This is a genomic window from Sphingosinicella sp. CPCC 101087 (assembly GCF_004151485.1).
Classification (GTDB): Bacteria; Pseudomonadota; Alphaproteobacteria; order Sphingomonadales; family Sphingomonadaceae; genus Allosphingosinicella.
Genome location: NZ_SBFF01000002.1, coordinates 218,965 through 244,443 on the forward strand (window position 1 = coordinate 218,965; position 25,479 = coordinate 244,443).

General features: G+C 66.9%; 20 protein-coding genes. 7 read left to right on the forward strand and 13 right to left on the reverse strand.

The window, feature by feature from the left end; translation table 11 throughout:
* Window positions 1–29: 29 nt before the first annotated feature.
* The 6 genes from EKM57_RS04305 to EKM57_RS04330 all read right to left on the reverse strand — a co-directional run bounded on the left by EKM57_RS04305 (window position 30) and on the right by EKM57_RS04330 (window position 6,590).
* On the reverse strand, window positions 30–851 hold the full coding sequence (locus EKM57_RS04305) for a phytanoyl-CoA dioxygenase family protein (protein ID WP_165357166.1): 822 nt from the start codon (window positions 849–851) through the stop codon (window positions 30–32).
* 1 nt (window position 852) lies between these two features.
* On the reverse strand, window positions 853–2,103 hold the full coding sequence (locus EKM57_RS04310; protein WP_129791244.1) for a dicarboxylate/amino acid:cation symporter: 1,251 nt from the start codon (window positions 2,101–2,103) through the stop codon (window positions 853–855).
* Window positions 2,100–3,653 (reverse strand): amidohydrolase family protein, encoded by a 1,554-nt coding sequence (locus EKM57_RS04315; RefSeq protein ID WP_129791245.1) that lies wholly within the window; start codon window positions 3,651–3,653, stop codon window positions 2,100–2,102. Before EKM57_RS04315 ends, EKM57_RS04310 begins: the two co-directional genes overlap by 4 nt.
* Entirely contained in the window at window positions 3,650–4,645 is a 996-nt protein-coding gene (gene dgcA / locus EKM57_RS04320) for an N-acetyl-D-Glu racemase DgcA (RefSeq protein ID WP_129791246.1), read from the reverse strand. Before dgcA ends, EKM57_RS04315 begins: the two co-directional genes overlap by 4 nt.
* Window positions 4,603–5,634: an N-acetyltransferase DgcN gene (gene dgcN, locus EKM57_RS04325; protein ID WP_129791247.1), complete on the reverse strand. Its 1,032-nt coding sequence runs from the start codon at window positions 5,632–5,634 to the stop codon at window positions 4,603–4,605. The genes dgcA and dgcN overlap by 43 nt, the downstream gene beginning before the upstream one ends.
* A gap of 71 nt (window positions 5,635–5,705) precedes the next feature.
* The gene (locus tag EKM57_RS04330; protein ID WP_129791248.1) at window positions 5,706–6,590 is read right to left on the reverse strand and encodes a LysR family transcriptional regulator; all 885 of its coding nucleotides are present in this window, start codon (window positions 6,588–6,590) and stop codon (window positions 5,706–5,708) included.
* Between the two features lie 300 nt (window positions 6,591–6,890).
* Between EKM57_RS04330 and EKM57_RS04335 the strand changes: the two genes are divergently transcribed.
* Entirely contained in the window at window positions 6,891–7,457 is a 567-nt protein-coding gene (locus EKM57_RS04335; protein WP_129791249.1) for a pseudouridine synthase, read from the forward strand.
* Between the two features lie 225 nt (window positions 7,458–7,682).
* On the opposite strand, the gene EKM57_RS04340 is transcribed toward EKM57_RS04335, so the two are convergent.
* The 3 genes from EKM57_RS04340 to EKM57_RS04350 form a co-directional block, all read right to left on the reverse strand.
* Window positions 7,683–9,872 carry a TonB-dependent receptor gene (locus EKM57_RS04340; RefSeq protein WP_129791250.1) on the reverse strand — a complete coding sequence of 730 codons (2,190 nt, stop codon included), beginning with the start codon at window positions 9,870–9,872 and terminating at the stop codon, window positions 7,683–7,685.
* A 32-nt stretch (window positions 9,873–9,904) separates the two neighbouring features.
* Window positions 9,905–11,107 carry a serine hydrolase gene (locus EKM57_RS04345; protein ID WP_243450882.1) on the reverse strand — a complete coding sequence of 401 codons (1,203 nt, stop codon included), beginning with the start codon at window positions 11,105–11,107 and terminating at the stop codon, window positions 9,905–9,907.
* Between the two features lie 237 nt (window positions 11,108–11,344).
* On the reverse strand, window positions 11,345–12,481 hold the full coding sequence (locus EKM57_RS04350; RefSeq protein ID WP_129791252.1) for a hypothetical protein: 1,137 nt from the start codon (window positions 12,479–12,481) through the stop codon (window positions 11,345–11,347).
* Window positions 12,482–12,558: 77 nt separating this feature from the next.
* Between EKM57_RS04350 and EKM57_RS04355 the strand changes: the two genes are divergently transcribed.
* Both EKM57_RS04355 and EKM57_RS04360 read left to right on the forward strand, forming a co-directional pair.
* Entirely contained in the window at window positions 12,559–13,977 is a 1,419-nt protein-coding gene (locus EKM57_RS04355) for an amidase family protein (protein WP_165357167.1), read from the forward strand.
* Between the two features lie 117 nt (window positions 13,978–14,094).
* Window positions 14,095–14,808, forward strand: coding sequence for an alanyl-tRNA editing protein (locus EKM57_RS04360; RefSeq protein WP_129791254.1), 714 nt, complete (start codon window positions 14,095–14,097; stop codon window positions 14,806–14,808).
* Between the two features lie 39 nt (window positions 14,809–14,847).
* On the opposite strand, the gene EKM57_RS04365 is transcribed toward EKM57_RS04360, so the two are convergent.
* Entirely contained in the window at window positions 14,848–15,741 is an 894-nt protein-coding gene (locus tag EKM57_RS04365) for a hypothetical protein (protein ID WP_129791255.1), read from the reverse strand.
* Between EKM57_RS04365 and EKM57_RS04370 the strand changes: the two genes are divergently transcribed.
* On the forward strand, window positions 15,724–16,344 hold the full coding sequence (locus EKM57_RS04370; protein WP_129791256.1) for a hypothetical protein: 621 nt from the start codon (window positions 15,724–15,726) through the stop codon (window positions 16,342–16,344). The genes EKM57_RS04365 and EKM57_RS04370 overlap by 18 nt on opposite strands.
* A gap of 500 nt (window positions 16,345–16,844) precedes the next feature.
* On the opposite strand, the gene pth is transcribed toward EKM57_RS04370, so the two are convergent.
* From pth to EKM57_RS04385, 3 genes are all read right to left on the reverse strand, one after another.
* Entirely contained in the window at window positions 16,845–17,417 is a 573-nt protein-coding gene (gene pth / locus EKM57_RS04375) for an aminoacyl-tRNA hydrolase (RefSeq protein ID WP_129791449.1), read from the reverse strand.
* A gap of 120 nt (window positions 17,418–17,537) precedes the next feature.
* Window positions 17,538–18,218 (reverse strand): 50S ribosomal protein L25/general stress protein Ctc, encoded by a 681-nt coding sequence (locus EKM57_RS04380; protein ID WP_129791257.1) that lies wholly within the window; start codon window positions 18,216–18,218, stop codon window positions 17,538–17,540.
* 116 nt (window positions 18,219–18,334) lie between these two features.
* On the reverse strand, window positions 18,335–19,327 hold the full coding sequence (locus tag EKM57_RS04385; protein ID WP_129791258.1) for a TraB/GumN family protein: 993 nt from the start codon (window positions 19,325–19,327) through the stop codon (window positions 18,335–18,337).
* A 214-nt stretch (window positions 19,328–19,541) separates the two neighbouring features.
* Between EKM57_RS04385 and EKM57_RS04390 the strand changes: the two genes are divergently transcribed.
* The 3 genes from EKM57_RS04390 to ppdK are packed head-to-tail and all read left to right on the forward strand — an operon-like array spanning window position 19,542 to window position 25,476.
* Entirely contained in the window at window positions 19,542–20,411 is an 870-nt protein-coding gene (locus tag EKM57_RS04390; RefSeq protein ID WP_206185290.1) for a glycine--tRNA ligase subunit alpha, read from the forward strand.
* Window positions 20,412–20,438: 27 nt separating this feature from the next.
* Entirely contained in the window at window positions 20,439–22,751 is a 2,313-nt protein-coding gene (gene glyS, locus EKM57_RS04395) for a glycine--tRNA ligase subunit beta (protein ID WP_129791259.1), read from the forward strand.
* A 55-nt stretch (window positions 22,752–22,806) separates the two neighbouring features.
* Entirely contained in the window at window positions 22,807–25,476 is a 2,670-nt protein-coding gene (gene ppdK, locus EKM57_RS04400) for a pyruvate, phosphate dikinase (RefSeq protein WP_129791260.1), read from the forward strand.
* Window positions 25,477–25,479: the final 3 nt, after the last annotated feature.

A 25,479-nucleotide genomic window follows, 5' to 3' on the forward strand; every position in this document is an offset into this window, starting at 1 on the left:
AGCGGGCTCAGCATGCGTTTCGCAAACTATCAAACGTAGTGCGGTTCGCCCCGTTCGCGCAGTTCCTCATAGTGCACCATCGCGGGCTCGGGGCCGAGCGGAACCGGCCGGCCTTCGCGGAACGCCCATTCGCCGCGGTCGCAATCGCGTGCGCGGACATAGCCGTTGATGTAGAAGCGGCGCTGATGGTGCGAGCGGTTGGGGCCCGAACCGTGGACCAGATAGGGATTCCACAGCGCGAGATCGCCCGGGTCGAGTACGAGCTGGATCGAATCCGCGGCCGAGAGTCCCACCCGCTCGAGCTCGTCCTCGCGCATGACATTGCCCAGCACCTCGGTGGAGGTATCGAGATCGAGGTCGCCGTGCAGATGGCTGCGCGGCAGGAAGGCCATGCCCCCGGATTCGGGCCCGTGCGGATCGATCGCAAGCCCGGTCTGGACGTAGGACGTTCCGAGATTGCGGTAGCAATCGGCGGGCCGGCGGAAGCGTGAGTCCTGGTGCCAGGCGAAATCGCTGGCGGCTCCGGGAGCCTTCCAGTGGATCTGGTTGATGATCTGCTTGACGTCGCGCCCGATCAGCGGCTCGAGCAGCGCCGCGAAGCGAGGATCGAGGCGCACCGCATCGAGCGCGGGCCGATGATAGGAGGGCCATTGCACCATCTGCACCAGCGGACCGTGCGTAGCTCGAGAGATCTTGTAGAAGAGATTGCCGTGGCGGAAGCTGCGGCCATGCGCCACGCCCTCGGCATGGACGGCGTCGATGTCCGCGCCGATCGCGGCGACTTCCTCGGGTGTGAAGAAGCCACGGACGATCGCATATCCGTCGCGGTGCCAGTCTGCCAAATCGATCATCTCAGTCCTCATGCGGAGAACGAAGCACATCGTCGTCGAGTTCGCCCTCCCAGCGCGCCACGGTCGTCGCGACGGTGAGATTCGCGCTCGCGCTGGGCACCGTTCGCGTCATGTCGAGCAGTCGGTCGAACGGCAGCACGAAGCCGACCACCAAGGCGGTCTGTTCCGGTGCGACGCCTACCGACGAAAGCACCGCCGCGAGCATGAACAAGGATGCGCTCGGGACAGGCGCAGTGCCGAACGCGGCAAGCGCGCCGGTCAGCAGGACGAGCCCATAGGTCGTCGGCGTGAGCGGCACGCCGAGCGCCTGCAGGCTGAACATGCTGAGCAGGCCGACATACATGGCGGTGCCATCCTTGCCGATGCTGGCTCCGAGCGGCAGCACGGTCGAGTAGATCGGACGGCCGACGCCGAGATTCTTCTCCGCGACCCGCATGGCGACCGGCAGAGTCGCAGAGCTGGAAGCGGTCGAGAAGGCGACCGCCAGCGCATCGATGATACCGCGAAAAAAATGCAGCACCGGGACGCGCGCGACGAACCGCAGCAACAGGCTGTGAACCAGGAGAATCTGGATCGCGGAGCCGAGCACGACCGCCAGCGCCAGCCAGCCGACATTGACGAAAACCGCCGCGCCGTTCGCGGCGACCGCATTGGCGATCAGCGCGAACACGCCGAACGGCGTTGCTTCCATGACGATGCCGACGATCCTGAGCAAAACGGTCGTTGCCGACTCGAGCAGGTTCGCGAAGGGCCGGCCCGCCTCTCCCGCCAGCAGGGTACCGACGCCAAGCAGGATGGCGACGAAGATGATCGCCAGCATGTCCCCATTCGCGAGCGCGTCGAAAATGTTGACCGGGATGATGCCGATCAGCTGCTCGTAGGGCGTGGGCGGGGTGCCCATTGCGTGCGGCCCGGCGGTACCGAGCGGCGCCCCTTCGCCCGGCCGGATGAGGCTCGCCGTCGCCATGCCGATCGACACCGCGATGGCGGTGGTCAAAGCGAACAGGGCGATCGTGCGCCCGCCGATTCCGCCGATCCGCCTGGGATCGCCAAGCGTGGTGATTCCCGCGGCGATGGTCACCAGCACGATCGGAACCACCAGCATCCGTATCGCGCGGACGAACAGCTCGCCGAGAAACTGGACTGCGGGAGCGGCCTGGGGCCAGAAGGCACCAAGGAGGAGGCCGAGAGCCAGCGCGGCCAGCACGCGTTTCCATAGCGGGATGGCGAACCAGCCGCGCAGCAGCGTCACGGGCAACTACCGGCCGGCGGCGTCTGCGTCAGCCCTCGTCCGGCGGCCGCGCCGGTCAACGCACCATCCTGGACCGCCGGCACGCCGTTGACGAGCACCGTCCGGACCCCGGTCGCCAGCAAGGTCGGCTCCTCATAGGTCGACCGGGCGGCGTAGGATTCCGGATCGAAGACGACGATGTCGGCGAAGGCGCCCGGCCGCAGCCGGCCGCGGTCGGCGAGCCGGAAGGTGTCGGCCGTGAGCGCCGTGCTGCGCTCGATGAACTCGCGCAGGCTCAGCACCTCGCGCCCGCGCACATATTCGGCATATTTGCGGGCGAAGCTCCCATAAGCGCGGGGATGCCCGCCCGACGCGTCGGATCCGGTCATCACCCAGGGCCGCTGCATGAAGGCGGCAATGTCTTCCTCGGTCTGGTTGAAGGACGCGACCGAAGGGTCGCTGACCCGGATGACGGTGATGGCCGCGGCCACCGGCTCGGTGCCGAGCGACCGGGCGACCTCGGCGAGCCTCTGCCCCCGATACAATCCTTGCGTGATCAGCAGCGATTCGGCCCCGCCGCGCCGGCGCAGATTTTCCGTCATGTCCGCGCGCAGGCGCTCCGCCACGCTCGCATCGTCGAAACGCTGCAGCATTGCGGGCCGACCGCCGTCATGCGCCCAGCGCGGCACCAAAGCGGCGGCGAGGCTCGTGCCCGACGCCGACCAGGGATATTGATCGGCGGTGACCCGCTGCCCGGACCGGCGCGCCGCCTCGATCCGTTCGATGATCGCCGGCGCCTGACCGTGGACGTCTACGCCGAGCGCCTTGATGTGGGAGATGTTGACCGGCAATCCTGCCTCGCGCCCGATGGCCATCGCTTCGTCCACCGCCGCGGCCAGCCCGATCGAATAAGAGGATTCATCGCGGATGTGGCTGTCGTAGACGCCCCCGCGGTTGCCGGCCTCGCGGGCCAGCGCGACGACCTCGTCCATTTCGGCGAAGCTTTGCGGGGCATAGAATAGACCGGTCGAAAGTCCCAGCGCGCCCTGGCACATCGCCGCCGCGACCATCTGCCGCATCCGCGCCAGCTCGTCGGGCGTGGGCGCGCGGTCCGCCTCGCCGATGACGGCTTCCCGAACTCCGCCGAACCCGACATAGGCGGCATAGTTGATCCCGACGGGCCGTGTCCGGGCGCTGCCGATCACGACGCCGACGTCCGGGTCCCCGCCGCCGTCATTGCCGATGAACGCGGTCGTCACCCCCTGCATCAGAAAGCCCGGAATCAGCCGCTGCTGGGCGTCTTCGCCGGTGAGCTGCGCGCCGAGATGCGTATGCGGGTCGATGAAACCGGGGGCAACGATCATTCCGCTGGCATCGATCTCGCGTGAAGCCTGATGCGGGAGCCGTTGCCCGACCGCGTGGATTCGATCACCGGAGACCGCCACGTCGCCGACAAACGGCGCCTCGGATCCGGTATAGACGGTGCCGCCGCGGATTATCAGGTCGACCCGCTCCGGCGCCGCGGCTCCACCGAGCATCCCGATGGCCAGAAGCAGCGCAATTCGCTTCATGCTTGCAAATTTCCCCAGAAGCCCGCCGCCGGCGGATGGATGAAGCCGCCGTCTCCCCTTACCCCGCCCGGCCGATCTTCCCGGAGCCACAACGGACCGTCAAGGTCGACGAAGTCCGAGAGGATGGCGATATGCAGCGCCGGCGCGATCGACAGCGAGGAGCTCACCATGCAACCGGTCATGAGACCCAGTCCGCGCACTCGCGCCTCCCGGGCGAGCTCCAGCGCCGCCGTGAGCCCGCCAGTCTTGTCGAGCTTCACGTTCACCGCCTGGTAGCGTCGCGCGACGACCGCGAGATCGGCCGCCACATGGACGGATTCGTCGGCACAGATCGGAACCGCCGGGGTAAAGTCCTCCAGCCATTCGTCCGAGCCGGCAGGGACCGGCTGCTCGAGCAGCCCGACCCGCGCTTCGACGAGCACCGACTGCATCGCCTCCATCACCGCTCGGTCCCAGCTTTCATTGGGATCGACGATCAGGTCAGACCTTGGGGCCGCCGCTCGCACAGCCAGGATCTGCGCTGCCGGATCGTTCGCATCCACCTTGACCTTCAGCACCGGCGCATGCGCCAGCATGGCCGCTTCCCGGGCCATCGCGTCCGGCGTGTCGATCACCACGGTCATCGCGGTGGGGATGGCTTGCAAAGCGGGGCCGCCGATCAGGGCCGCAACATCGCGCCCGGAGCGCTTGGCCTCCAGATCCCATAAGGCACAGTCGATCGCGTTGCGAGCGGCCCCGGCGGGCAATGCCTCGAGGAGCTCGGTGCGTCCTCCGCCTTGCTCTATCAGCGGTCGGATCTGCTCGATAGCGGCGAGGGTGCCATCGATCGTTTCTCCGTAGCGCGGATAGGGAGCGGCCTCGCCCCGCCCGGTCGAATCGCCCTCGCCGATCGTCACCGTCACCAGATCGGCCGCCGACTTCGTCCCGCGGGCGATCCGGAACGGACGGGTTAAAGGGAAGCAATCGTGCTGTGCGTGGAAGGTGCGGGACATAGCTGATCGATGATGGGGTCCACCCCGAAGGCGACCGGATCGGTGCAGGGAAGGCCCAGCCTGTCTGCGGTGGCATCGCACAGCCGGCGCGCGGCCTGCACGTCCATACCGGAGGTGTTGAGGCAAACGCCGACGGCCTGCACATCGGGGCTGGTGAGCCTCGCCGCCGCAAGATTGGCTTCGAGACATTCGGCGAGATCGGGAAGGGCGCGGCCGGCAATCCCCCGCATATGGGGTCGTCCCGGCTCGTGACACAGAACGAGCGCGGTTGGCTGGGCACCATGCAGGAGCCCGAGCGATACCCCTGCGAAAGAGGGGTGGAAGAGCGAGCCCTGGCCTTCGATCAGGTCCCAGCCATCGTCGATGCGCGCCGGTGCGAGCTGCTCGATGGCGCCGGAGATGAAATCGGCGACGACGGCATCGACCGCCACGCCTTCGCCGGCGATCAAGATTCCGGTCTGGCCCGTCGCCCGGAAGTCGGCCGCCACGCCGCGCTCGCGCAGTCCCCGGGCCAAAGCGATCGTCGTCACCATTTTGCCGACCGAACAATCGGTGCCGACGGTGAGCAGGCGCTTGCCCGGCCGCGGATCGCCCTTGCCGACCGTCAGGCCCGGAGGCGGATCGCGGACGTCGAACAGCCGCAAGTTCCGTTGCTCGGCGAGCGCGACGAGGCGCGGCTCGTCGCGAAGCCGCTGGTGGAGACCCGAGGCAACATGAAGGCCGGCTTCCAGCGCCGCCGCCGCATCCTCGACGAGGTCGGCTCCGAGCTTGCCCCCGGCTCCGGCGATGCCGAGGATCAGCGTTCGGGCGCCCGCCGCAACCGCTTCGGCCATGGCCATGCGTTGCAGGCCCAGCGTCAGCGGACAATCGTCGTGCCGGAATTCGCCGACGCAAGCATCGCGACGGAACATGGCCACGCCTCGCGACGTCTTGATCGCAAGCGGGTCGGCGGTGTGGCCCAGATAGAGAAGGAAAGGCGCGGGGATCATCGTCGCCTCAAGCTAGCCCGCAGCCGCTTACCCTCACGCATATCCATGAGACGGCGCGCTATAGCCCGACGCTATGGAGCATCGAGGACGCGCTTCAACGCTTTCAGGAACTCCGTCGCGAGCGCGCCAAGCGGCCGGTTGATCAGGAACATGGCGTGGATGTCGAAGGTGACGCGCGGCTTCAGCGGACGCATGGCCAGGCCCGGCGCGAGACAGGCCTGGGCCGTGAAGCTGTCGACCACCGTCATCCCGACGCCGTGCCGGACCAGCGCGCCGGCAATGTAGAAGGTGCGGGCGGAAACGACCTCCTCGAGTTCGAGGTTCAGGCGCTCCAGCTCCTCGGTGAAGAGGCGACCGGTCGGGCCGCTCGCAGCAAGGCTGATGAAGCGCTGGCCCTGCAACCGTTGCAACTCGATGCAGGGCGGCGCATCCGGCATGTCCTGCTCTCGATAAAGGACGACGAGCTCGCCTTCGCCGAGCCAGCGCTGAACGATGGGCGCCGCCGGAGGCACCTGATAGGCGACCGCAATGTCCGTCTCGCGCTCGTGAAGCTTCCGAAGCAGGTCGTCGTGGTGCACGGTTTGCAGGTCGAACTTCACATTCTCGTGGGTGCGCAGAAAGCTCGCGACCGCGGTGGGAATGGCATCGAGCGCGAGCGACGGGAGCGCCGAAATGCGCAGCGTTCCGCCGGTGCCGCGGCGAAGGTTCCGCCCCGCCTCCCGAAGCGCATGCACCCGGTCCTGGATCTCCCGGACCTCCGCGAAGAGCGTATGCGCGTCCTCGGTCGGCACCAGTCCGCCATTGGTTCGTCTGAAAAGCTGAAAGCCCAGCAAGCTCTCAGCATGGCGCAACATCTTCGAAACGGACGGTTGCGACACGTTGAGCGCTCGGGCCGCGGCGCTCACGGAACCATTGACGTAGACGGCGTGAAATATCTCGATGTGGCGCAGATTCATTCAGGCATGCGTCCCAGACTTGTACGAGTGCGGCGCGCAGACTGTCGCTCGAAAGCTCTCGATGCGCGGGCGCAGAGATCTGCACTCGGTATTGCGGTCGCACGGCAGACGTCAACGCGGCAGTCTATACCTTGTGGCCGCATTCACAACCGCTGTGCTCGTCGGGCCGTGTCGTGCATAGGCGGATAGCCGACGGAGCCCGGACGGAATGGCTTCGGAGCGGCATTCATGTAGAATCGCCGGACCGCTACCGCACGCCCGAGTGCTTGACGTGGCCCCTGATCGGAATTCTCCCGCCCCATGTCTCGTCTGATCCTGCTGAATAAGCCCTACGGCGTACTTTCGCAGTTCACGGGCGGCAGCGAAGGGCCGGCGCGCAAGACCCTGGCAGAATTCGTCGGCCTGCCGGACGTCTATCCTGCCGGCCGCCTCGACCGCGATAGCGAGGGCCTCCTGATCCTCACCGACGACGGAAATGTGCAGGCGCGCATTGCCGATCCGCGTTTCAAGTTGCCCAAGACCTATCTGGTACAGGTCGAGGGGGATATCGACGACAAGAGCCTTGAGCGGCTACGGCAGGGCATCCCGTTGAAAGACGGACTCACTCGGCCGGCCGCGGCCGAGCGGATCAGCCCTCCCGATCTCTGGCCGCGCGATCCGCCGGTGCGCTTCCGCAAAAGCATAGCCGACTGCTGGATCAAGCTGACGATCCGTGAAGGACGGAACCGTCAGGTTCGAAGGATGACGGCAGCCGTCGGGCATCCCACCCTGAGGCTGGCACGATGGAGCATCGGGGACTGGACGGTCGCCGGTCTGGAACCGGGAGAATGGCGAGAGGCGACCATGCGGGCAGGCGTTCGGCGGTGACTTCAAAAGCGAGCCCGCGACCGTCGCCCGAGCGTCCCTCCTCGGGCGTCTCATCCGCATCGAACACCGCCACGACGCCTCGAGGCCGCTGGGAGAAGGGCCTCTGCGCGCCCGGGGCGCCGTCGTTCGTCATCTTCTCCATCGATTGCAACCGCGAGCCGTCAGCGATGCGGGCGACGATTGCTCAATCGGCCGGCCGGGGAAGCATCGCGTTCCAGCGTCTTTCTAGAAGGTCAGGCCCAGGCGAACGCCATATTCGCGGGGCGCGCCGTAAAATTCGTTGCTGCCGAACTGACCCGACACATAGCGTTCGTTGGTGAGGTTGGTGCCGAAGAGTTCCACGCGCCAGCGGTCGCGACGGTAAGTGAGTAGGGCCGAAAGCAGGTGGCGTCCCTCTATCCTGTCCGTCACTGGTGAAAAGCCCAGATAGGTGAATTGCGGCCCCACATAGGAGAAGTTCAGCCGGGGCGTCAGGGTCGCCGACCCGAGATCGAACTCATAGTCGACGCCGACATTGTAGGTCCATTCCGGAGCGTAGAGGTTCGGCTGTCCGTCGATCGTCTGCAGGAACGGATTATAGTCGAAGCAGACCGGCGGAGAGGAGGGCGTGCCGGGCGGACATTGCGGCCCCAGCGTGCCGGGCGGCAGGTTGCGCGTGTTGACGAAGGTGATGCTACCGAGCTCGGAATCGAGATAGGCGATGCTGGCGTCGAAGCCGAACCCGCCGAAGCGGCCCTGGACCTGGGCCTCGATGCCCTTGATCGTCACCGTCGAGATGTTCTCGACACCGCTGAACCCGGTGGTGGGCTCCACCACGTTGAACTGGAAGTTGGAGTAGCGATTGTAGAAGCCGCTGATCTGGGTGCGCAGGCGCCGCCCCAGGAAGCTCGATTTCCAGCCGACTTCGTAGCTCCACACGATCTCCGGGTCGAACTCCGACGTCGCGGAATTGAAGCCGCCCGGCTTGTAGCCTCTCGCGACGAGGGCATAGAGGAGATTGTCCTCGTCCGGCTTCCAGTTGAGGGCCGCTTTGCCGGTGACTCGGGCATCTTCGTGCGATCCCGTCAGGTCGGCGACGACGAGGCCGCTCGGGGGAAATCCGGGGATGCCTCTTCCGATCGTCACCGATCCGGTGCCCGTCGCCTCGTAGGCGGAATAGCGGGCGCCGAGCTGCGCCTCGAGTTGGGGCGTGAGCTGGTAGTTTCCCTGCGCGAATATGCCGGTGGTGGTGCGCTGATTGTCGGGCGTGATGTCGGTCGGGAAGGCACCCTGCAGCTCGTAGATGCGCACCTTGATGTCGTTGCGCTGGAAATAGGCGCCCAAAATCCAGTCGAAGCGACCATCGGTCGGCGAGATGATATTGATCTCCTGGCTGTACTGCCTCTCTCCGGCGAAATAGTCCTGGCTGACGTCCCCGCCGGCCGCCAGCGGCGCCTGAGATGCATCGACGTCGTAGAGGTTGTTGATGCGCTTGTATTGATATCCGGTGAGCGAGCGCAGAACGATCCCGCTCGACAGCTCCTGGCGGAGTTCCAGGCTGGTCATGAACGCACGGTCGCGGTTCGCGGTCGGCTCGTCGAAGCTCAACGTGCGGATGTCGCCGACGCGAAACGGCGCGAAGGTCGTTCCCGGAATCGGTCGATAGGCATAGCCGCCGGTCTGCCGGTCGTTGATATGGACCTTTGCGATCGCGCGGAAGGAGCCCGGCTCCCAGAGCAAGGTGGCACGCGCGCCTTTTTCGTCGAGCTCGCCCGCGTCGTTGTCGAACGGTCCGACATCTTCGTAGAAGCTGTCGCGGCGCCGGTAGAATCCGGCGACGCGCAAAGCGACCGTTTCGGCGATCGGCAAGTTCACCGCTCCTTCGGCCGCCACCATGTCGTAATTGCCGTAAGCGACTTCACCATAACCGCCCAGCTCGCCCAGGTCCGGATTGCGCGAGTTGATGAAGATGGCGCCACCGGTCGAGTTGCTTCCGACGAGTGTTCCCTGAGGACCACGGAGCACTTCGACGCTGGCGAGATCGTAGAAGCTGTTCGCCTGCACGATCGGCGGCTGAAACAGTCCGTCGACATAAGTGGCGACGCCGGCCGTGACATTTGGCGAATCGCTGGCGAGGCCGATGCCGCGTATGTTGACGTTCTGCGTGATGCCATTGTCGGTGATCGAGAGCGACGGCGTCGCGGTCTGCAGGTCGGAGAGGGTAGCGACGGCATTCTGTTCGAGCGCCGCCGCATCGAGCGCCGTGGCGGAAACCGGCACGTCCTGAAGGCGCTCCGTCCGCCGCTGGGCCGTGACGACGATCTCGGCCAGGCCTTGCTCCTCGGCGGCCTGCTGCTCCGCCTCCTGGGCGAAGGCGGGCGAGAGGCCGGCGCAGGCGATCGCGGCGGCGGACGCGGACAGGGTGAACCCCTTCATATTTCCTCCCCTTTTTCTGATTTTCTCGTCCGTCAGCGCGGCGACCAGGCAGATGCGGCCGCCAAGAAAGCGAGCGTCTCTGCGCCCGCGGACTCGTCGGCCGGCGGGAAATAGCTGAGCTTGACCACCACCGTGCGGGACGCCGGGTCGATGTAGATGAACTGCCCCTGCAGGCCCGCGGCGTAGTAGGAATCGGATCCGGCGGCGGTCCACCATTGCAGGCCGTAGCCGCCCGTCCGCGAATCCTCGTCGAACGCTGAGCGCGTGGAGAGGTCGACCCACTCGGCCGGCACGATCCGGCGGCCGTCGGCGACGCCGCCGTCCAGCATCATCTGGCCGAACCGAGCGAAGTCGCGAAGGGTCGCATTGAAGCCCGCGCCGCTGAACTCCCTTCCGACCCCCGGCTCGCCGTCCATGATGTAGTAACCGTCAAATTCCGCGCCGAGCGGTTCCCACAGCCGCTGAGCGGTATAAGCCGCGACCGACTGACCGCTGACCCGTTCGAGGAGCCAGCCGAGCACGGCGGTGTCCAGGGTCTTGTACTGGAACACCTCTCCCGGAGCATGGAGCCGGCGGATCGTACGCGCGGGATCCGCGAATCGAGATACGTTCTTCACCAGGGCCGAGATGTGGTTCTGGGCCGCGACACCGGGATTGGCAAAGTCGTAACGTTCCTCATAATCGACGCCGGACCGCATCTCGAGCACGTCCCGGATCGAAGCGCCTTCATATCCGCCGCCCCTCAACTCCGGCAGGTAATCGGTGATTGGGTCGTCGAGTGAACGGATGCGCCCTTCAGCGAGTGCGCAGCCGACGAGTACCGATGTGATCGACTTTGTCATGGACCAGCCGATGAACCGCGTTCGAGCATCGCTGTTGTTGCGGTAGATCTCGGTCACGATCCGGCCATTCTTCATGACGATCAGAGCGTTCGTGTACGTCCGCTCGAGGAAGTCCTCGGCGCTGTGCTCGTTGCCGTTGTGCCGATAGGTGAAGTTCAGCGGCCGATCGGCTCTCAGCAGCTGCCATACGGGCCCCGATCGTGGCACCGACCGCGTGGTGAAGAGCGTGTCCATGCTGCGAAACGTGAGCGCGTTCACGTCGCCGTCCAGCATGTGCCAGCGTAGCGTCTGGATGGCCACAGGGACGCTCGAGCCTGGGCCCTGCGCCAGCGGTGCGGGCAGCGTCTGCTGTGCTCCCGCGGCAATGGGGAGGGCGCCGATGCTGCCAGCCAAAATGCAGCACAGCCGAAAGATCGTGGATTTCTTCATTTTAGCCCCATCAGGCGGACCCCCGTGCAAGCTCTGGGAGGGCGGCCGCGTTGGTGTTCGCGGCTACATTTAATCCGGCGAGGGCGGCGCCCCATATCCCATTTGGGATATCGGTGCAGGGGACTGCAGCCGACTACGGATGCCGATAAGCTCTTGAATTGCCGGAAGGGCCAGGCGCATGCGGGGCGCCTTCGAGGCGCTTCAGTGCAGCCGCGAGAGCGTCTGCGCGACCACCGATCCGCAAAGCTGGCGCACAAGTTCGGCCTGCTTTGCCGCCTGGGTCTTGGCGAATATCTGCTTCAGCTGAATGCGCGCCGTTCCTACCGAGATACCGCGGCTCTGCGAGTAGCTCGACACCGATGCCCCGGCGGCGATGGCCGAGGCGAGGCGCGCTTCGGCAGGGGAAAGGCTGAAGAGCCGCATCAGATCCTCCGGCGGGATCGGCAAAGGCGCGCCTGGGCTCGAGAGGAAGATGGCGCGCAGATCTCGCAACGTCCCAGTCGGATCCTCGCATGCAGGGCGCCCGATCGGGACGCAGAGGAGCTGCAGCGCGCCAGCGTCCTGATCTCCCAGGACCGCGACCGAGTGGTCGTTCCCGCCGCCTCGCGCTGCACTCAAGACCTTTCGCAGCGCGGATGCGTCCGCGGCTCGGACGCCGTAGAGCCTGTCCGCGCGCAGCTTCAGGAATGGAGACGCGTGGATCGCCGTCTCGGCGCTCCGGTTCATCCAGCGAACCTTACCCGCCGTATCGCACAGAATCAGGCCGGTGCGCACGACGTCGCAGGCCCGCTCCAGGGCGGAAGCGCTGAAGCGCGCTTCGTTCATGGCAGCGGACAGCCGCATCGTCTGTCGCAGGTGCGGAAGGAGATTGTGGAGCGCGCCTTCCTGGGCGCGGTCGAAATCGCGATGGTCCTCCACCCCCTTGTGCATGATGAGCGAAAAATACTGCCCGGCCGGCAGTTCGAAGGTGACGCAGATGGACCGGCCAAGACCGATAGCAGCAAGCCCTGCGCGCAGCCGGGCGAAATCCGGGCTGCGTTCTTCGAACCGGTCGGAATCCTGGATTATGTTCTTCGGCCGCCATGATCCGAGCCGAAGATCGAGCCGGGGATTCTCCTCGTTGTTGACATGCTTGTCGTGGAGTTCGGCGTGCGCCAGCGAATAGGTATCCCGCGCCGTCCAGACCGGTCGGAGCCGGTCCCCATCCCGCTCCAGGATCTGCATGGCCGCGTTGCGGACCGACATTTCGGAACAGAGAATGTCGAGGACGCCGATCCAGCCGCCGGCATTGTCGGCCGTGGCGTACAGACTCGGCAGGAGCCGGTCCTGCAGATTCATGGCCAAGCATCCTCTCTGTGTTTCCGGCAAGAATTGATATGGCTCATAACAGGAGTCAATCGGATAGTAGCGGGACCATGCGCTCCGGAACCGGCGAGGATCCGCTATGGCGCAGGACGGGAGGATCGGGCGTGGTTCAGCCGCAATCGGGCATTTTGGGGATCGCCGAAGCTGTGGCGCGGGGGGAGCGCACCGCGGAACAGGAGGCGCGCGCCGCCCTCGACCGGGCGGAGCGCCTGGCGTGGACCGGCGCCCTGGTGTCGATCGATCCGGATCCGGTACTGCGAGCGGCGCGCGCCATCGACCGGGCACGTACGGCGGGTGAACGGCTGGGGCCGCTGGCCGGCGTGCCTTTCGTCGTGAAGGACAATATCGATGCGGCGGGTTGGCCGACGACCGCCTGCACGCCCGCTTTGCAATCGAACCGACCGGCACGAGATGCGGTGACGGTCGCCCGCCTCAAGGCGGCCGGTGCCGTGGTGATCGGCAAGGCCGTCATGCACGAGCTCGCCATGGGCGGGACGAGCTGCAATCCGCACATGCCACCGGTCCGAAACCCGATCGCGCCCGATCGGATCGCCGGCGGCAGCAGCGGCGGGACGGCCGCGGCCATCGCCGCCGGCATCGCACCCTTCGGACTCGGCAGCGATACCGGCGGCTCCGTTCCGATACCGGCTGCCCTGTGCGGCATTGCCGGGCTGCGGCCGTCGATGCAGCGCTACCCGACCGCAGGCCTTCTGATGTCGAACCCGTCGCGCGACGTGATCGGCCCGATGGCCGGAAGCGCCGACGAACTGCGGGTCATCGACGCGGTCATGGCCGGGGGATCGCCGCGCGCGCTTCTGCCGCTCGGGTCCGTTCGCCTTGCATTGCCGCGCACCTACTTCTGGGAGGGTGCGGACGAGACGGTCCGCTCGTTTCTCTCCGTCGTCCTTGATCGCCTTGTCCGCGCAGGGGCGCAGATAGTGGAGTTCGAAATCGGGGAGGTGGAGCGGCTGAATCAGGAGGCCGGCGCGGCCTTGCGCAACGAGCCCGCTACCGCCCTGGCCGAATCATTGTCGCGCCTCGAGCCGCCGCTCTCGGTGGAGGCGGTGCAAGCTGCGACCGGCTCACCCGCGATTGCAGAACGGCTCGGCGGGATGCTGGCCGGCGCGGCTGCGCTTCGTCCCATCGAAGAGTCCCTGCCACTCAGGCTACGCCTGCGAGACGCGCTCATTGCGCCTCTGGATCGGCTCGGGGCGGCCGCGTGGCTGGTCCCGGCTACGCCGTTGACGGCCGTCCCAATCGGCACCGAGCGTCTGGCGATCGACAGCCGGGATGCGGACTTCTTCAGCTATACCCGTTCGACGCTTCCCGCCGCGAATGCCGGCCTTCCATTTCTCACCATCAATGCCGGCACGAGGGACGGACTTCCCATCGGGCTAGGGATGATTGGCCGCGCCGGCGAGGATGCCAGCTTGCTGGCGATCGGCGCCGCGTGCGAACGGGTCCTCTGATACGACGTTGCGACGGCCGGCGCCGGTTGCCGATCGGAGCGTCTGCCCGGATCGGGTTGAACCGGAGTTCCAGGCGAGCGCGGGCCGCGCTAGAATGTCGCCGCGCAAGGAGGGGCAATGGCCGACTATCTTTACCACCGCGAGCCCGACACCCTTGTCTTCGAGACCGAGATCGTTGCCCGCCGCCCGGGCGCGGTGCGGCTCGAGCGCTCCTTCCTTCATCCGGGCGGCGGCGGTCAGGTGTCCGATCGGGCGATGCTCGTTCATGCCAGCGGAACCCTCGCGATCGTGGGAGTCGCCGTGGAGGACGGACTCTATTGGCACCTGCTCGACCGCGACGAGGCGGTCGACTGGAAGGTCGAGATCCGGATAGACGCTGCACACCGCGCGACCCTGTCGCAGCTGCACACGGGCAGCCACGTCCTGAACGCACTCGTCTTCCGCCGCTTTGCGGGCGCCCTCGTCACCGGCGCACAGATCAATGGCGACGGGTCCGGGCGGATGGACTTCGACCTTCCCGGCTTCGACAACGACCGGCTTCGGGGGCTGGAGGAGGAAATCAACGCCGTGATCGCCGCCGATCTTCCGGTCCGGACCCGCTACGTACCTTTTGACGAGGCGCGATCGACCCCCGGACTGATCCGCAGCGCTGCGGTCGCGCCGCCGCCAAGCGCCGACGGAATGGTGCGGATCGTGGAGATAGAGAATCTCGACGCCCAGGCCTGCGGCGGTACCCATCTTACCAGCACCGCCCAGTCGCGGCCGATCCGCATCACCAAGGTGGAGAATAAGGGCCGGCACAATCGCCGCGTCCGTTTCGCGCTCGACTGACGGCGGCCGCGTCCGGGGGGACGCAGCCGCCGGCGGCGATCAGCCCAGAAGCTGAGTCACGAGGCTGGCCGGATCCAGGGCGCCGCTGTCGGCATAGCCACCGCCATAACCATAAGGATCGGCGTAGCCATAGGGATCCGCTCCGCCCAGGCCGAGCGCCGCGCCGTCCAGGTCGTACCCACCGAGCGGGTCGCCGCCGAGCAGGCTGCCGCCGAGGCCGCCCCCGCCAAGCAGTCCGCTGCCGAAGATCGAGGCGATCGATCCGCCGAGGCCGCCGCCGGACAGCGGGTCGCCATAGCCCATGCTTCCGCCATAGGGGTCGCCATAGCCATAGCCGGAATTCGCCGCATAGGGATCGCCATATCCATAAGCGGGGTCGCTTCCATAAGGCGCGCTATAGCCGTAGGCGAGGCCCGTATCGGCGGGGTAGCTCGCGCCATATGGATCGCTGGCGCCGCCGAGCAGCCCACCTAGTCCGCCGGCGTCGCCGCCGAGCATCTGCCCGAGGACGAGCGGGAGCATGGCGCCGAGGATGCCGCCCAGGCCGCCGCCGCCGCCGCCGAACAGGCCGCTGCCCGAATCCGAATATTCCGGCGCATAATGATCATAGCCGGCCGGGACGTAGCGGACCACCGGTTCCGCCCGATAGACATAGCGGGGCGCAGCATCGCGGTAACGGACCGGCTCCGAATAGGACCAGCCATCATATGCGCGCGATTCGTAGGCTCGGGCCGTGCGAAGCTGCGCCAGCTGCCGCCGCCGCTCGGCCTGCGAGTGGCGGGCCCGATCGGCTCTGAGCCGGGCGATCCGGCTGCGCTGGAGCTGCTCGCGTTGCTCGGCGCGTCGCTCGGCGAGATAGCGGCGGTCGGTTCGGGCGTCACGACGACGCGCCTGGCGCTGAGCCAGGCGCCGCGCGTGCTGGCGCTGCTCCACCGCGGCGCGCGATCGAAGCGCATCCTGGCGCCGCTCGGCGAGCCGGCGCGCGCGCTGCCGCTGCGCGGAGACCTGCCGCGCCTGCTGGCGCCGATCCACAAGCTGCCGTGCCCGTTGCGCCTGACGGCGCTGGGCGACCTGCCGCGACTGCCGGACGTCTCGTTGCCGCGCGGCCTGGCGCGCGCGCTGGCGCTGGGAGGAGGCCCGCGCCTGTCGCGTCTCGCGACGTTCCGCGGCGGCCCGACGGGCTTGGCGACGCTCGGCCGCCACCTGGCGCTGGCGGCTCGCGGCCGCAGCACGCGACCGCGTCCGGCGATTCTCCGCCGCGTCGTCGCGCCGGTCCGCGCGCCGGGCCTGCTGGGTGCGGCGCTGCGCCGCCTGACGGGCTTCGTTGCGATCCCTGGATCGAGCGCGCTGACGCTGCCCGCTCGCTTTGGCGCGGCTCGAGGATCGGTTGGACGCCTGTCGGCGATCCTGCCGCACCTGGCGGCGCTGCTGCCCGGCCTTGCGCTGGTCCTGCCGTTCGGCGCGAGCCTGACGCCGATCACCGCGATCGCCGCGGTCGGCCAGGGCGGGTGTCGCCATCGTCGTGGCGAGCAGTAAGGCGATCATGGTCCGTTTCATCGGTTGGCACTCCATGTCCAATTTGCAGGATAGAATGCGCGACGGGGGCTGAGTTCGTCCTGAACTCGACGTTCATCGGCCGGACATGGGCAGCGGAAATGAGGTCAAAACCGGGAAATTCCAGTGGTTTAGGCTGAGCATGGAGATGAGGCGCACGAGACAGGCCGTGGCGGGGAGCCGACGAGGCGAAGCCTCGCGCTGCGCGGACCGCGGCGTCCGGCTTCCGGAAACCTTCAAGCGCGTCTCCACTGCCCGCACGATGAGCCAAGCCGCCTGTTCGCCTCCGAGCGTGATCCGCCATGGCGGGAAGCGCCGGTTCTTTCCGGCATGGTAGACGCAATTTTCGAAGGTTTCGCTGCCGGGGCGTCTCGACGCGCGCGTAGCGCGGCGGGGCGGCGACGATCCGCGTGGGCCAAGACACCGGTAGAATTCGACCGACGCCCGCTAATCGGTCGTTCCCACCGTGACCTGGTTCAGCCTCACGGCTCCTGCATCCGCAGCGCAACTTCGTTCATGAAGCGCGCATCGTCACCCTTGGCGAGCCAGTCGGCCTCCCCGGCGATCGCAGCCAGGAGGTCGCTCAATCGGTCGCGCTCCGCCTTCGCATAGTTGCCGAGGACGTGCCCGGTCACCTTGTCCTTGTGGCCGGGATGGCCGATCCCGATGCGTACGCGGCGGAAGGAGTCGCCGATGTGGGCGTCGAGCGACCTTATGCCGTTATGGCCCGCGGTCCCGCCCCCGATCTTCACCTTGACCTTGAACGGGGCGAGGTCGAGCTCGTCGTAGAAGACGGTGACGTCGTCCGGCGCCTTCTTGAAGAAGCGAACGGCTTCGCCGACCGAGCGCCCGCTGTCGTTCATGAAGGTAGCTGGCTTGAGCAGGAGGATGCGTTCGCCGCCTATGCGTCCCTGGCGGGTCCAGCCGGAAAATGCCTTCTTCGGCGGATCGAACCCGTGCACTTCGGCGATGGCGTCCGCCGCCATGAAGCCGACATTGTGCCGGTGCATCGCATATTGCGTGCCGGGATTGCCGAGGCCGACCCAGATCTGCACGGGATCGAATTCCCCCCAGTCCGTCACCGCCTCCGCAAGCGAAGGCTGGCCCGGAACGTCCGCCGGCTTCACGCCGAACAGGGAACCGAGCCAGCTGAACCGCGGCAAGGTACGAGAGCCCTAAGCCTGCTCGCCTTCGCCCTCGGCTTCTTCCTCGCCGACGACGGGGACCTCGTCCGCCTCGACTCCTCCGGCCGCTTCTGCGGCGGCAGCTTCGGCCGCCTCTGCCTTGACGCCCGAAGGCGCCACGATCGTCGCGATGGTGAAGTCGCGGTCGGTAATCGCCGCGCTCGTCCCGGCGGGCAACTTGACATGGCTGATATGGATCGAATCGCCGATTTCGAGGCCGGCCAGGTCGATCACCACCTCGTCCGGCATCTCGGCCGCGTCGCACACCAGCTCGAGCTCGTGGCGAACGGCGTTGAGGACGCCTCCGCGCTTGATGCCGCGGCTATTCTCCTCGCCGACGAAGCGGATCGGCACCGCGACGGTGACCGTCGCATGCTCGGCGATGCGCAGGAAGTCGACATGCATCGGGCGATCGGTGACCGGGTGGAACTGCACGTCCTTCGGCAGAGTCCGATTCTGGCTCCCGCCGACGTCGATCATCACCACCGAGTTCATGAAGTGACCGGTGTGAAGCATCTTCACCAGCGCCTTCTCCTCGATGTGGATCGAGAGGGGTTCCTGTTTCTCGCCGTAGACGACGGCGGGGACTCGGCCTTGGTTGCGCAGGGCACGGGAGGCTCCCTTGCCAGCCCGTTCGCGCGCTTCGGCCGACAGCGTAAGCTGTTCGCTCATGGCATGTCTCCAATTAGCGGGTTCAAGATATCCCGCACACGCCTCCAGGGATGACCATGAGCGGGGAAGCGGCGGCCTATAAGGGAGGCACGCCGCGGAAGCAAGCAATGACACTCTTAGTCGGCGGTGGTGCCGGGCTTCTCGATGTGCGGCACGCGCTCGGCGACGATTCCGTTCTCGCGCAGGACGGCCTGGACGCTGTCGCTGCCGGCCAGGTGACCGGCGCCGACCGCGACGAAGACGGTTCCCGGCCGAGCCATCCGCTCGCGGATCCATCTCGCCCAGGTCCGATTCCGGTCGGTGAACAGCAGGCGCTGAAGGTCGGGGTCCTGCTCGCCATGGGCGGTAAGCTGATCGTGGAGAGCTTCCACGTCGCCCGACGACCAAGCGGTGAGCATCGGCGCCAGTGTCTCATCGAGCGAGTGGAAGCTGTCGAGCGTCTGGCGCAGCTGCGCGAGCTGCTCTTCTTCGGGCATGCTGTCGAACAGCCGTATCTGCCATTCCATCCCTTCCAGCTCCGAGATGGGAATGTCGCGTTCGCGCGCCGCTCGCATCAGGACCGACTCGACACCGTGCTCGGCGGTGATGCCGACGCGCTGGCTGATCACGGCTGCCAAGGTCATCGAGACGAACCAGGGTTCAAGCATGTCGAACACCGCGACGGGTGCCCCGAGGCCGGAAACCGCTTCGGCAAGGGCGGCATTCTGGTCGGGCGTCAGCCGTTCCGACAGCTTTCGTCCCTCCGGATCAATCGCATAACGCAAGATGAGCGGCTGAAGCTCGGCAGGGTTATCGGGAAGGATGGCTTCGAGCACCAGCTCGTCGGAACTGTCGAACGCCGCCTTCACCTCGTCGTTGAACCAGGGTCGGGCGTCGAGGAGGTGGAACGTGCCGAACAGATAGATGGTCGTGTCCTCATCGCGCACCGCCCATATAGCCGGATCGGCATCCGGAAGGGTGGCTGACGCCGATGCCGGGGCCTTCGGCGAAGGCATGTCGCTCTTGGCGTCGGCAGGCGCGGTGGCTGGAGAAGGCGGCTCCGGCGGCGTCCAGCAAAATGCGGCGGCCGGTATGAAAGCCAGAGCGGCGGCCAGGAACAGCTTCTTCACGGTCGAATCTCCTTGCGGACGAGACGCCTAGCGAAAACGCCTGATAACCGGAAGCGCCGGTGCCTCGCTTCGCCGTCCTTCCGGCGGGTCAATGCTCAACGGGCGAGGGTCGACCCGGCCCGCACGGCCTGCGGCCCCACCGGCTTTCTTGACCGGTTGTGCCCCATACGCCAAAGCGTCCACCGGTTGTTGCACCTGCGAAGGCGAAGATCTCTTGGCGTCGAATCCGCCCTCTTTCCAGAAGCTGATCCTGACGCTGCACGATTATTGGAGCGAGCGCGGCTGCGTAATCCTCCAGCCCTATGACATGGAGATGGGGGCGGGGACGTTCCACACCGCGACGACGCTGCGCGCGCTCGGGCCCGATCCGTGGAACGCCGCCTTCGTCCAGCCCTGCCGACGCCCGACGGACGGCCGCTACGGCGAGAATCCCAACCGGCTGCAGCATTATTACCAATATCAGGTGATCCTAAAGCCGAGCCCGCCGGACCTGCAGCAGCTTTATCTGGGCAGCCTCGCCGCGATCGGGATCGATTTCACGAAGCACGACATACGCTTCGTCGAGGACGATTGGGAATCACCTACGCTGGGTGCGTGGGGTCTCGGCTGGGAAGTGTGGTGCGATGGAATGGAGGTGACCCAGTTCACCTACTTCCAGCAGATGGGCGGATTCGACTGCCGCCCCGTCTCCGGTGAGCTCACCTACGGGCTCGAGCGCCTCGCCATGTATGTCCAGAACAAGGACAGCGTGTACGACCTCGACTTCAACGGTCGCGGCGTGACCTATGGCGACGTCTTCCTCGAGAACGAGCGCGAGATGTCGGCATGGAACTTCGAGGTGGCCGATACCGAGCGTCTGTTCGACCAGTTCCGAAAAGCGGCGGCGGAATGCGAAAACTGCCTCGGCGCCGATCTGCCCATTCCGGCCTATGAGCAGGCGATCAAGGCCAGCCACATCTTCAACCTGCTGAACGCCCGCGGAGTCATCTCGGTCGCCGAGCGCCAGGCCTATATCGGCCGGGTTCGCGATCTCGCCAAGGGCGCCTGTCAGGCCTGGATGGAGAAGAACGGGTGGCTCGCGTGACGATGTCGACGGGCGCGGAATCGCGCCGTGGCTGATTTTCTGCTCGAACTCCTCTCCGAGGAGATACCCGCGCGCATGCAGGCGAAGGCCAGCGCCGATTTTGCAAGGCTGTTCGAGGCGCGGATCGGCGAGGCCGGCCTCTCCGCCGTGAAGATCGAGACTTTCGCGACGCCCCGGCGACTGGCGCTGATCGCGCGAGGTCTGCCGGCTGAAACGGAAAAAGTGAGGGAGGAGCGCAAGGGACCGCGCGCCGATGCGCCCGAGGCGGCGATCGCCGGCTTCCTGCGCTCCACCGGCCTCGCGCGCGAACAGCTCGAGGAACGGGAGGACAAGAAAGGCGGCCGCACCCTGTTCGCCGTCGTGGAGCGGCCTGGTCGCAGCGCCCTCTCGGTCCTCGCCGAGGCGATTCCGGAGATCGTGCGTGACTTTCCCTGGCCGAAGTCGATGCGCTGGGGCGAAGCCTCATCGTCGACGTCTAGCCTGCGCTGGGTGCGCCCGCTCCAGGGAATTCTCGCCCTGCTGGGGGAGGAGATGGTTCCGTTCGACGTGGGCGGCGTCCGGTCCGGCGCGGCCACCGTCGGCCATCGCTTCCATCATCCGGGCGCCATCACCATCGGCAGCGCCCAGGACTATGTAGAGAAGCTGCGCGCCTGCCATGTCATCCTGGATCCCGCCGAACGCCGTCGCATCATCGCCGACGGCGCCGCCCGCGCGGCCGCGGAGGCAGGCGTGACGTTGGTCGAGGATGAGGGGCTGCTCCACGAGAATGCCGGCCTGACCGAATGGCCGGTGCCGCTGCTCGGCAGCTTCGATCCCGCCTTTCTCGACGTTCCGCGCGAGGTGATCCAACTCACCATGCGCACCAACCAGAAATATTTCGCCTGCACGGACAGGGAGGGGAGGCTGGCGCCCAACTTCGTCTGCGTCGCCAATATCGAGCCTTCCGACGGCGGGGCAGGGGTCGTCGACGGCAACCGCAAGGTGCTCGCGGCGCGACTGGCCGATGCGCGCTTCTTCTGGGAGCAGGACCTCAAAGTGCCGCTCGAGGCGCAGGCGGCGAAACTCTCCGGAATCGTCTTCCACGAGCAGCTCGGGTCGATCGGCGACAAGGCGCTGCGTATCGAGAAGCTGGCCGGATGGATGGTCGAGCGCCGCCTGATCGATCTTCAGCGGCGACGCCCGGCCCGCGAAGGCGCCTGGGCGGTACCCGGAATGTCCGACGAGGAACGGGTGGCGCTGGCGAAGCAGGTGCGGACCGCTGCGCGGCTCGCCAAGGCCGACCTCCTTACCCAGATGGTCGGGGAGTTCCCGGAGCTGCAGGGCGTGATAGGCGGCTATCTCGCGCGGGCGCAGGGGCAGGGGGACGCCGTCGCGGATGCCGTGCGCGATCATTACAAGCCGGTCGGCCAGCAGGACGAGGTGCCGGAGAGCCCGGTCACAGTCGCGGTGGCACTCGCCGACAAGATCGACACTTTGGCGGCCTTCTTCGCCATCGACGAGAAGCCTTCCGGATCGCGCGATCCGTTCGCGCTGCGCCGCGCCGCGCTGGGCGTGCTCCAGATCATCACTCGCCGCGGATTGCGCCTGCCGCTGCGCGACGTGCTGATCCAGGCGGCGGTGCTGGTCAAGCTGTCCCGGCTCGGCGCGCTTTCCTCCGCGACCTTCCCGAACCTCTCGGTCGACGTGGAGGGCGAACATGAGATCACGGCCGAGGTCGGCTCCTTCACCTATCGCTGCGGAGGCACGGTCGTCGTGCGCTGGGATTCGGCAAGCACCCCCCTGCTGGAGCGCGGGCGCTTCATCGAGGAAGCGCGGGACGTCGAGGAGGAGCTCTTCGCCTTCTTCATCGATCGCCTGAAGGTCCAGCAGCGGGATGCCGGCGTGCGCCACGACCTGATCGACGCCGTCTTCGCGCTGCGCGCCGAGGAGGACCTGATCCGGCTGCTCGACCGTGTCCAGGCGCTCCAGGCCTTCGTCGAGACCGAGGAGGGCGCGGATCTTCTGGCGGGCTACAAGCGCGCCGCCAACATCCTCAAGAAGGAGGGATGGGAAGGGCAGGGCCGCGACGTCTTCTTCTCCTATGAGCCCGAGGATGACGAGACGGCGCTCGATTCCGCGCTCGACCGGGCCGAGCCTGCGGTCGCCGAGGCGCTGAAGCGCGAGGATTTTGCCGACGCGATGGCGATCCTCTCTAGCCTTCGCACGCCAATCGACCGTTTCTTCGACAACGTGACCGTCAACGATCCCGATCCGGAGAAGCGCAAGACTCGTCTCATTCTCCTGGCCCGCATCCGGAGCGCCGTGCATCGGGTCGCGGACTTTTCGAGGATCGAGGGATGACGGGCGCCGCGGTGGGCGTATGGGCAGTGGAGTGGGTAATGGAGTTCAGTCGCGCATGACCCAATATGTGTACCGCTTCGGCGGCGGCGTCTCGGAAGGCCAGGCCGGCGACAGGAACCTTCTGGGCGGAAAGGGCGCCAACCTCGCCGAAATGAGCGCGATCGGCCTGCCGGTGCCGCCCGGCTTCACCATCTGCACCGAAATGTGCGCGCTCTATTATCGTGAGGGCGAGCGATTCCCGGACGGGCTGACCGACGAGGTCGCGACCGGGATCGCCCATATCGAGAAGGTCACCGGCAAGAAGTTCGGCGATCCGGCCGACCCCTTGCTCGTGTCGGTCCGGTCCGGCGCGCGCGTGTCGATGCCCGGCATGATGGACACGGTGTTGAACCTCGGCCTCAATGACGAAACAGTGCAGGGCCTCGCCGCCGCGTCCGAGGACCCGCGCTTCGCATGGGACAGCTACCGCCGGTTCATCCAGATGTATTCGGACGTCGTGCTTGGCCTGGATCACGATGCCTTCGAGGAGGCGCTGGAGATCGCCAAGGAGGATAAGGGCGTCCATCTCGACACCGACTTGGAGGCCGAGGATTGGGAGAGATTGACCGCGCGCTACAAGGCACTCGTCCAGGAAGGGCTCGGGCGGCCTTTTCCCGAGGACCCGCACGACCAGCTCTGGGGCGCGATCGGCGCGGTGTTCGGGTCGTGGAACGGCGACCGGGCGAAGACCTACAGGCGACTGCACCATATTCCGCACGATTGGGGAACCGCCGTCAACGTCCAGGCGATGGTGTTCGGGAATCGCGGCGACAGCTCGGCCACCGGCGTCGCCTTCACCCGCGATCCGTCGACCGGAGAGCGGGCTTATTATGGCGAATATCTGATCAACGCGCAGGGTGAGGACGTCGTCGCCGGGATCCGTACGCCGCAATATCTCACCCGCGCGGCGCGCGAGAAGGCGGGCGCCCGCTCGCCGTCGATGGAAGAAGCGCTGCCCGAGGTCTATGGACAGCTTGCCGGAGTGTTCGAGACGCTCGAACGCCACTATCGCGACATGCAGGACATCGAGTTCACCGTCGAGCGCGGCACGCTGTGGATGCTGCAGACGCGGACCGGCAAGCGAACCGCCAAGGCGGCGCTGAAGATTGCGGTCGACATGGCGCAGGAAGGCCTGATCTCCGAAGAGGAGGCCGTGCTGCGCATCGATCCGTTGCAGCTCGACCAGCTGCTCCACCCGACGCTCGATCCGAAGGCCGAGCGTGACGTCATCGCCAAGGGTCTGCCGGCGTCGCCAGGTGCGGCTTGCGGCAAGGCGGTGTTCGACGCCGACAGCGCGGTTCAGCGCGCCGGAGCCGGCGAAGACGTGATTCTGGTGCGCGTCGAGACCTCGCCCGAAGATATTCACGGCATGCACGCGGCCAGAGGGATATTGACCGCTCGGGGCGGCATGACCAGCCATGCTGCGGTCGTCGCGCGCGGCATGGGTCGCCCCTGCGTCAGCGGCGCCGGCGCGATATCGATCGACTATAGGAACCGCCGGATGCGCGTCGGCGGGCGCGAAGTCGCAGAGGGTGAGGTCATCACCCTGGACGGCACCACCGGCGAGGTGATGTTCGGCGAGGTCCCGACCGTTCAACCGGAGCTGGTCGGCGATTTCGGCACCCTGATGGTCTGGGCTGATTCGGGCCGGCGCCTGCGGGTGCGGACCAATGCCGAGACGCCGAAGGACTGCCGAACGGCGCTGGAGTTCGGGGCGGAAGGGATCGGCCTTTGCCGAACCGAGCACATGTTCTTCGATCCCGACCGGATCACGAACGTACGCCAGATGATCCTGGCGCAGAACGAGACCGATCGCCGTGCCGCACTCGACAAGCTGTTGCCGGCCCAGCGAGGCGACTTCGAGGAGATCTTCCGGATCATGGAAGGACTGCCGGTCACGATCCGGTTGCTCGACCCGCCGCTGCACGAATTCCTGCCGCATGCGGAGGAGGAGTTCGCCGAGGTTGCCCGCGTCTCCGGGACGGACGTGGAGATGCTGCGCCGTCGGGCGGCCGAGCTGGCCGAGGCCAATCCGATGCTCGGCCATCGCGGTTGCCGACTCGGAATCACCTACCCCGAGATTTACGAGATGCAGGCGCGCGCCATCTTCGAGGCCGCCGTCGCGGTCGCGCGCGATGGCGCGACGCCGCCCTTGCCCGAGGTGATGGTGCCGCTGGTCGCCACCCGCGCCGAGCTGGCGATCATCCGCGCTCTCATCGAGCGGGTCGCGGCGACGGTGTTCGAGGAGCAGGGACTCGAGGTCGACTACCTCGTCGGGACGATGATCGAGCTGCCCCGGGCCGCGCTCGCTGCGGCCGACATCGCGCAGGAGGCGCGATTCTTCAGCTTCGGCACTAACGATCTGACCCAGACCGCGCTCGGCGTCAGCCGCGACGATGCCGGCCGTTTCCTCGGCACCTATGTCGAGCAGGGGATATTTGCGCGCGATCCGTTCGTCAGCATCGACGTCGAAGGAGTCGGCGAGCTGATCGCCATCGCCGTCGAGCGGGGGAGGAGAAGCCGGCCCGACCTCAAACTCGGTATTTGCGGCGAGCATGGCGGCGACCCGGCGTCGATCGGCTTCTGCGAGCAGGTCGGGCTCGATTATGTCAGCGCGTCGCCCTATCGCGTGCCGATCGCCCGTCTGGCCGCTGCGCAGGCGGCGTTGCGCAAGGCCAAGGGCTGACGG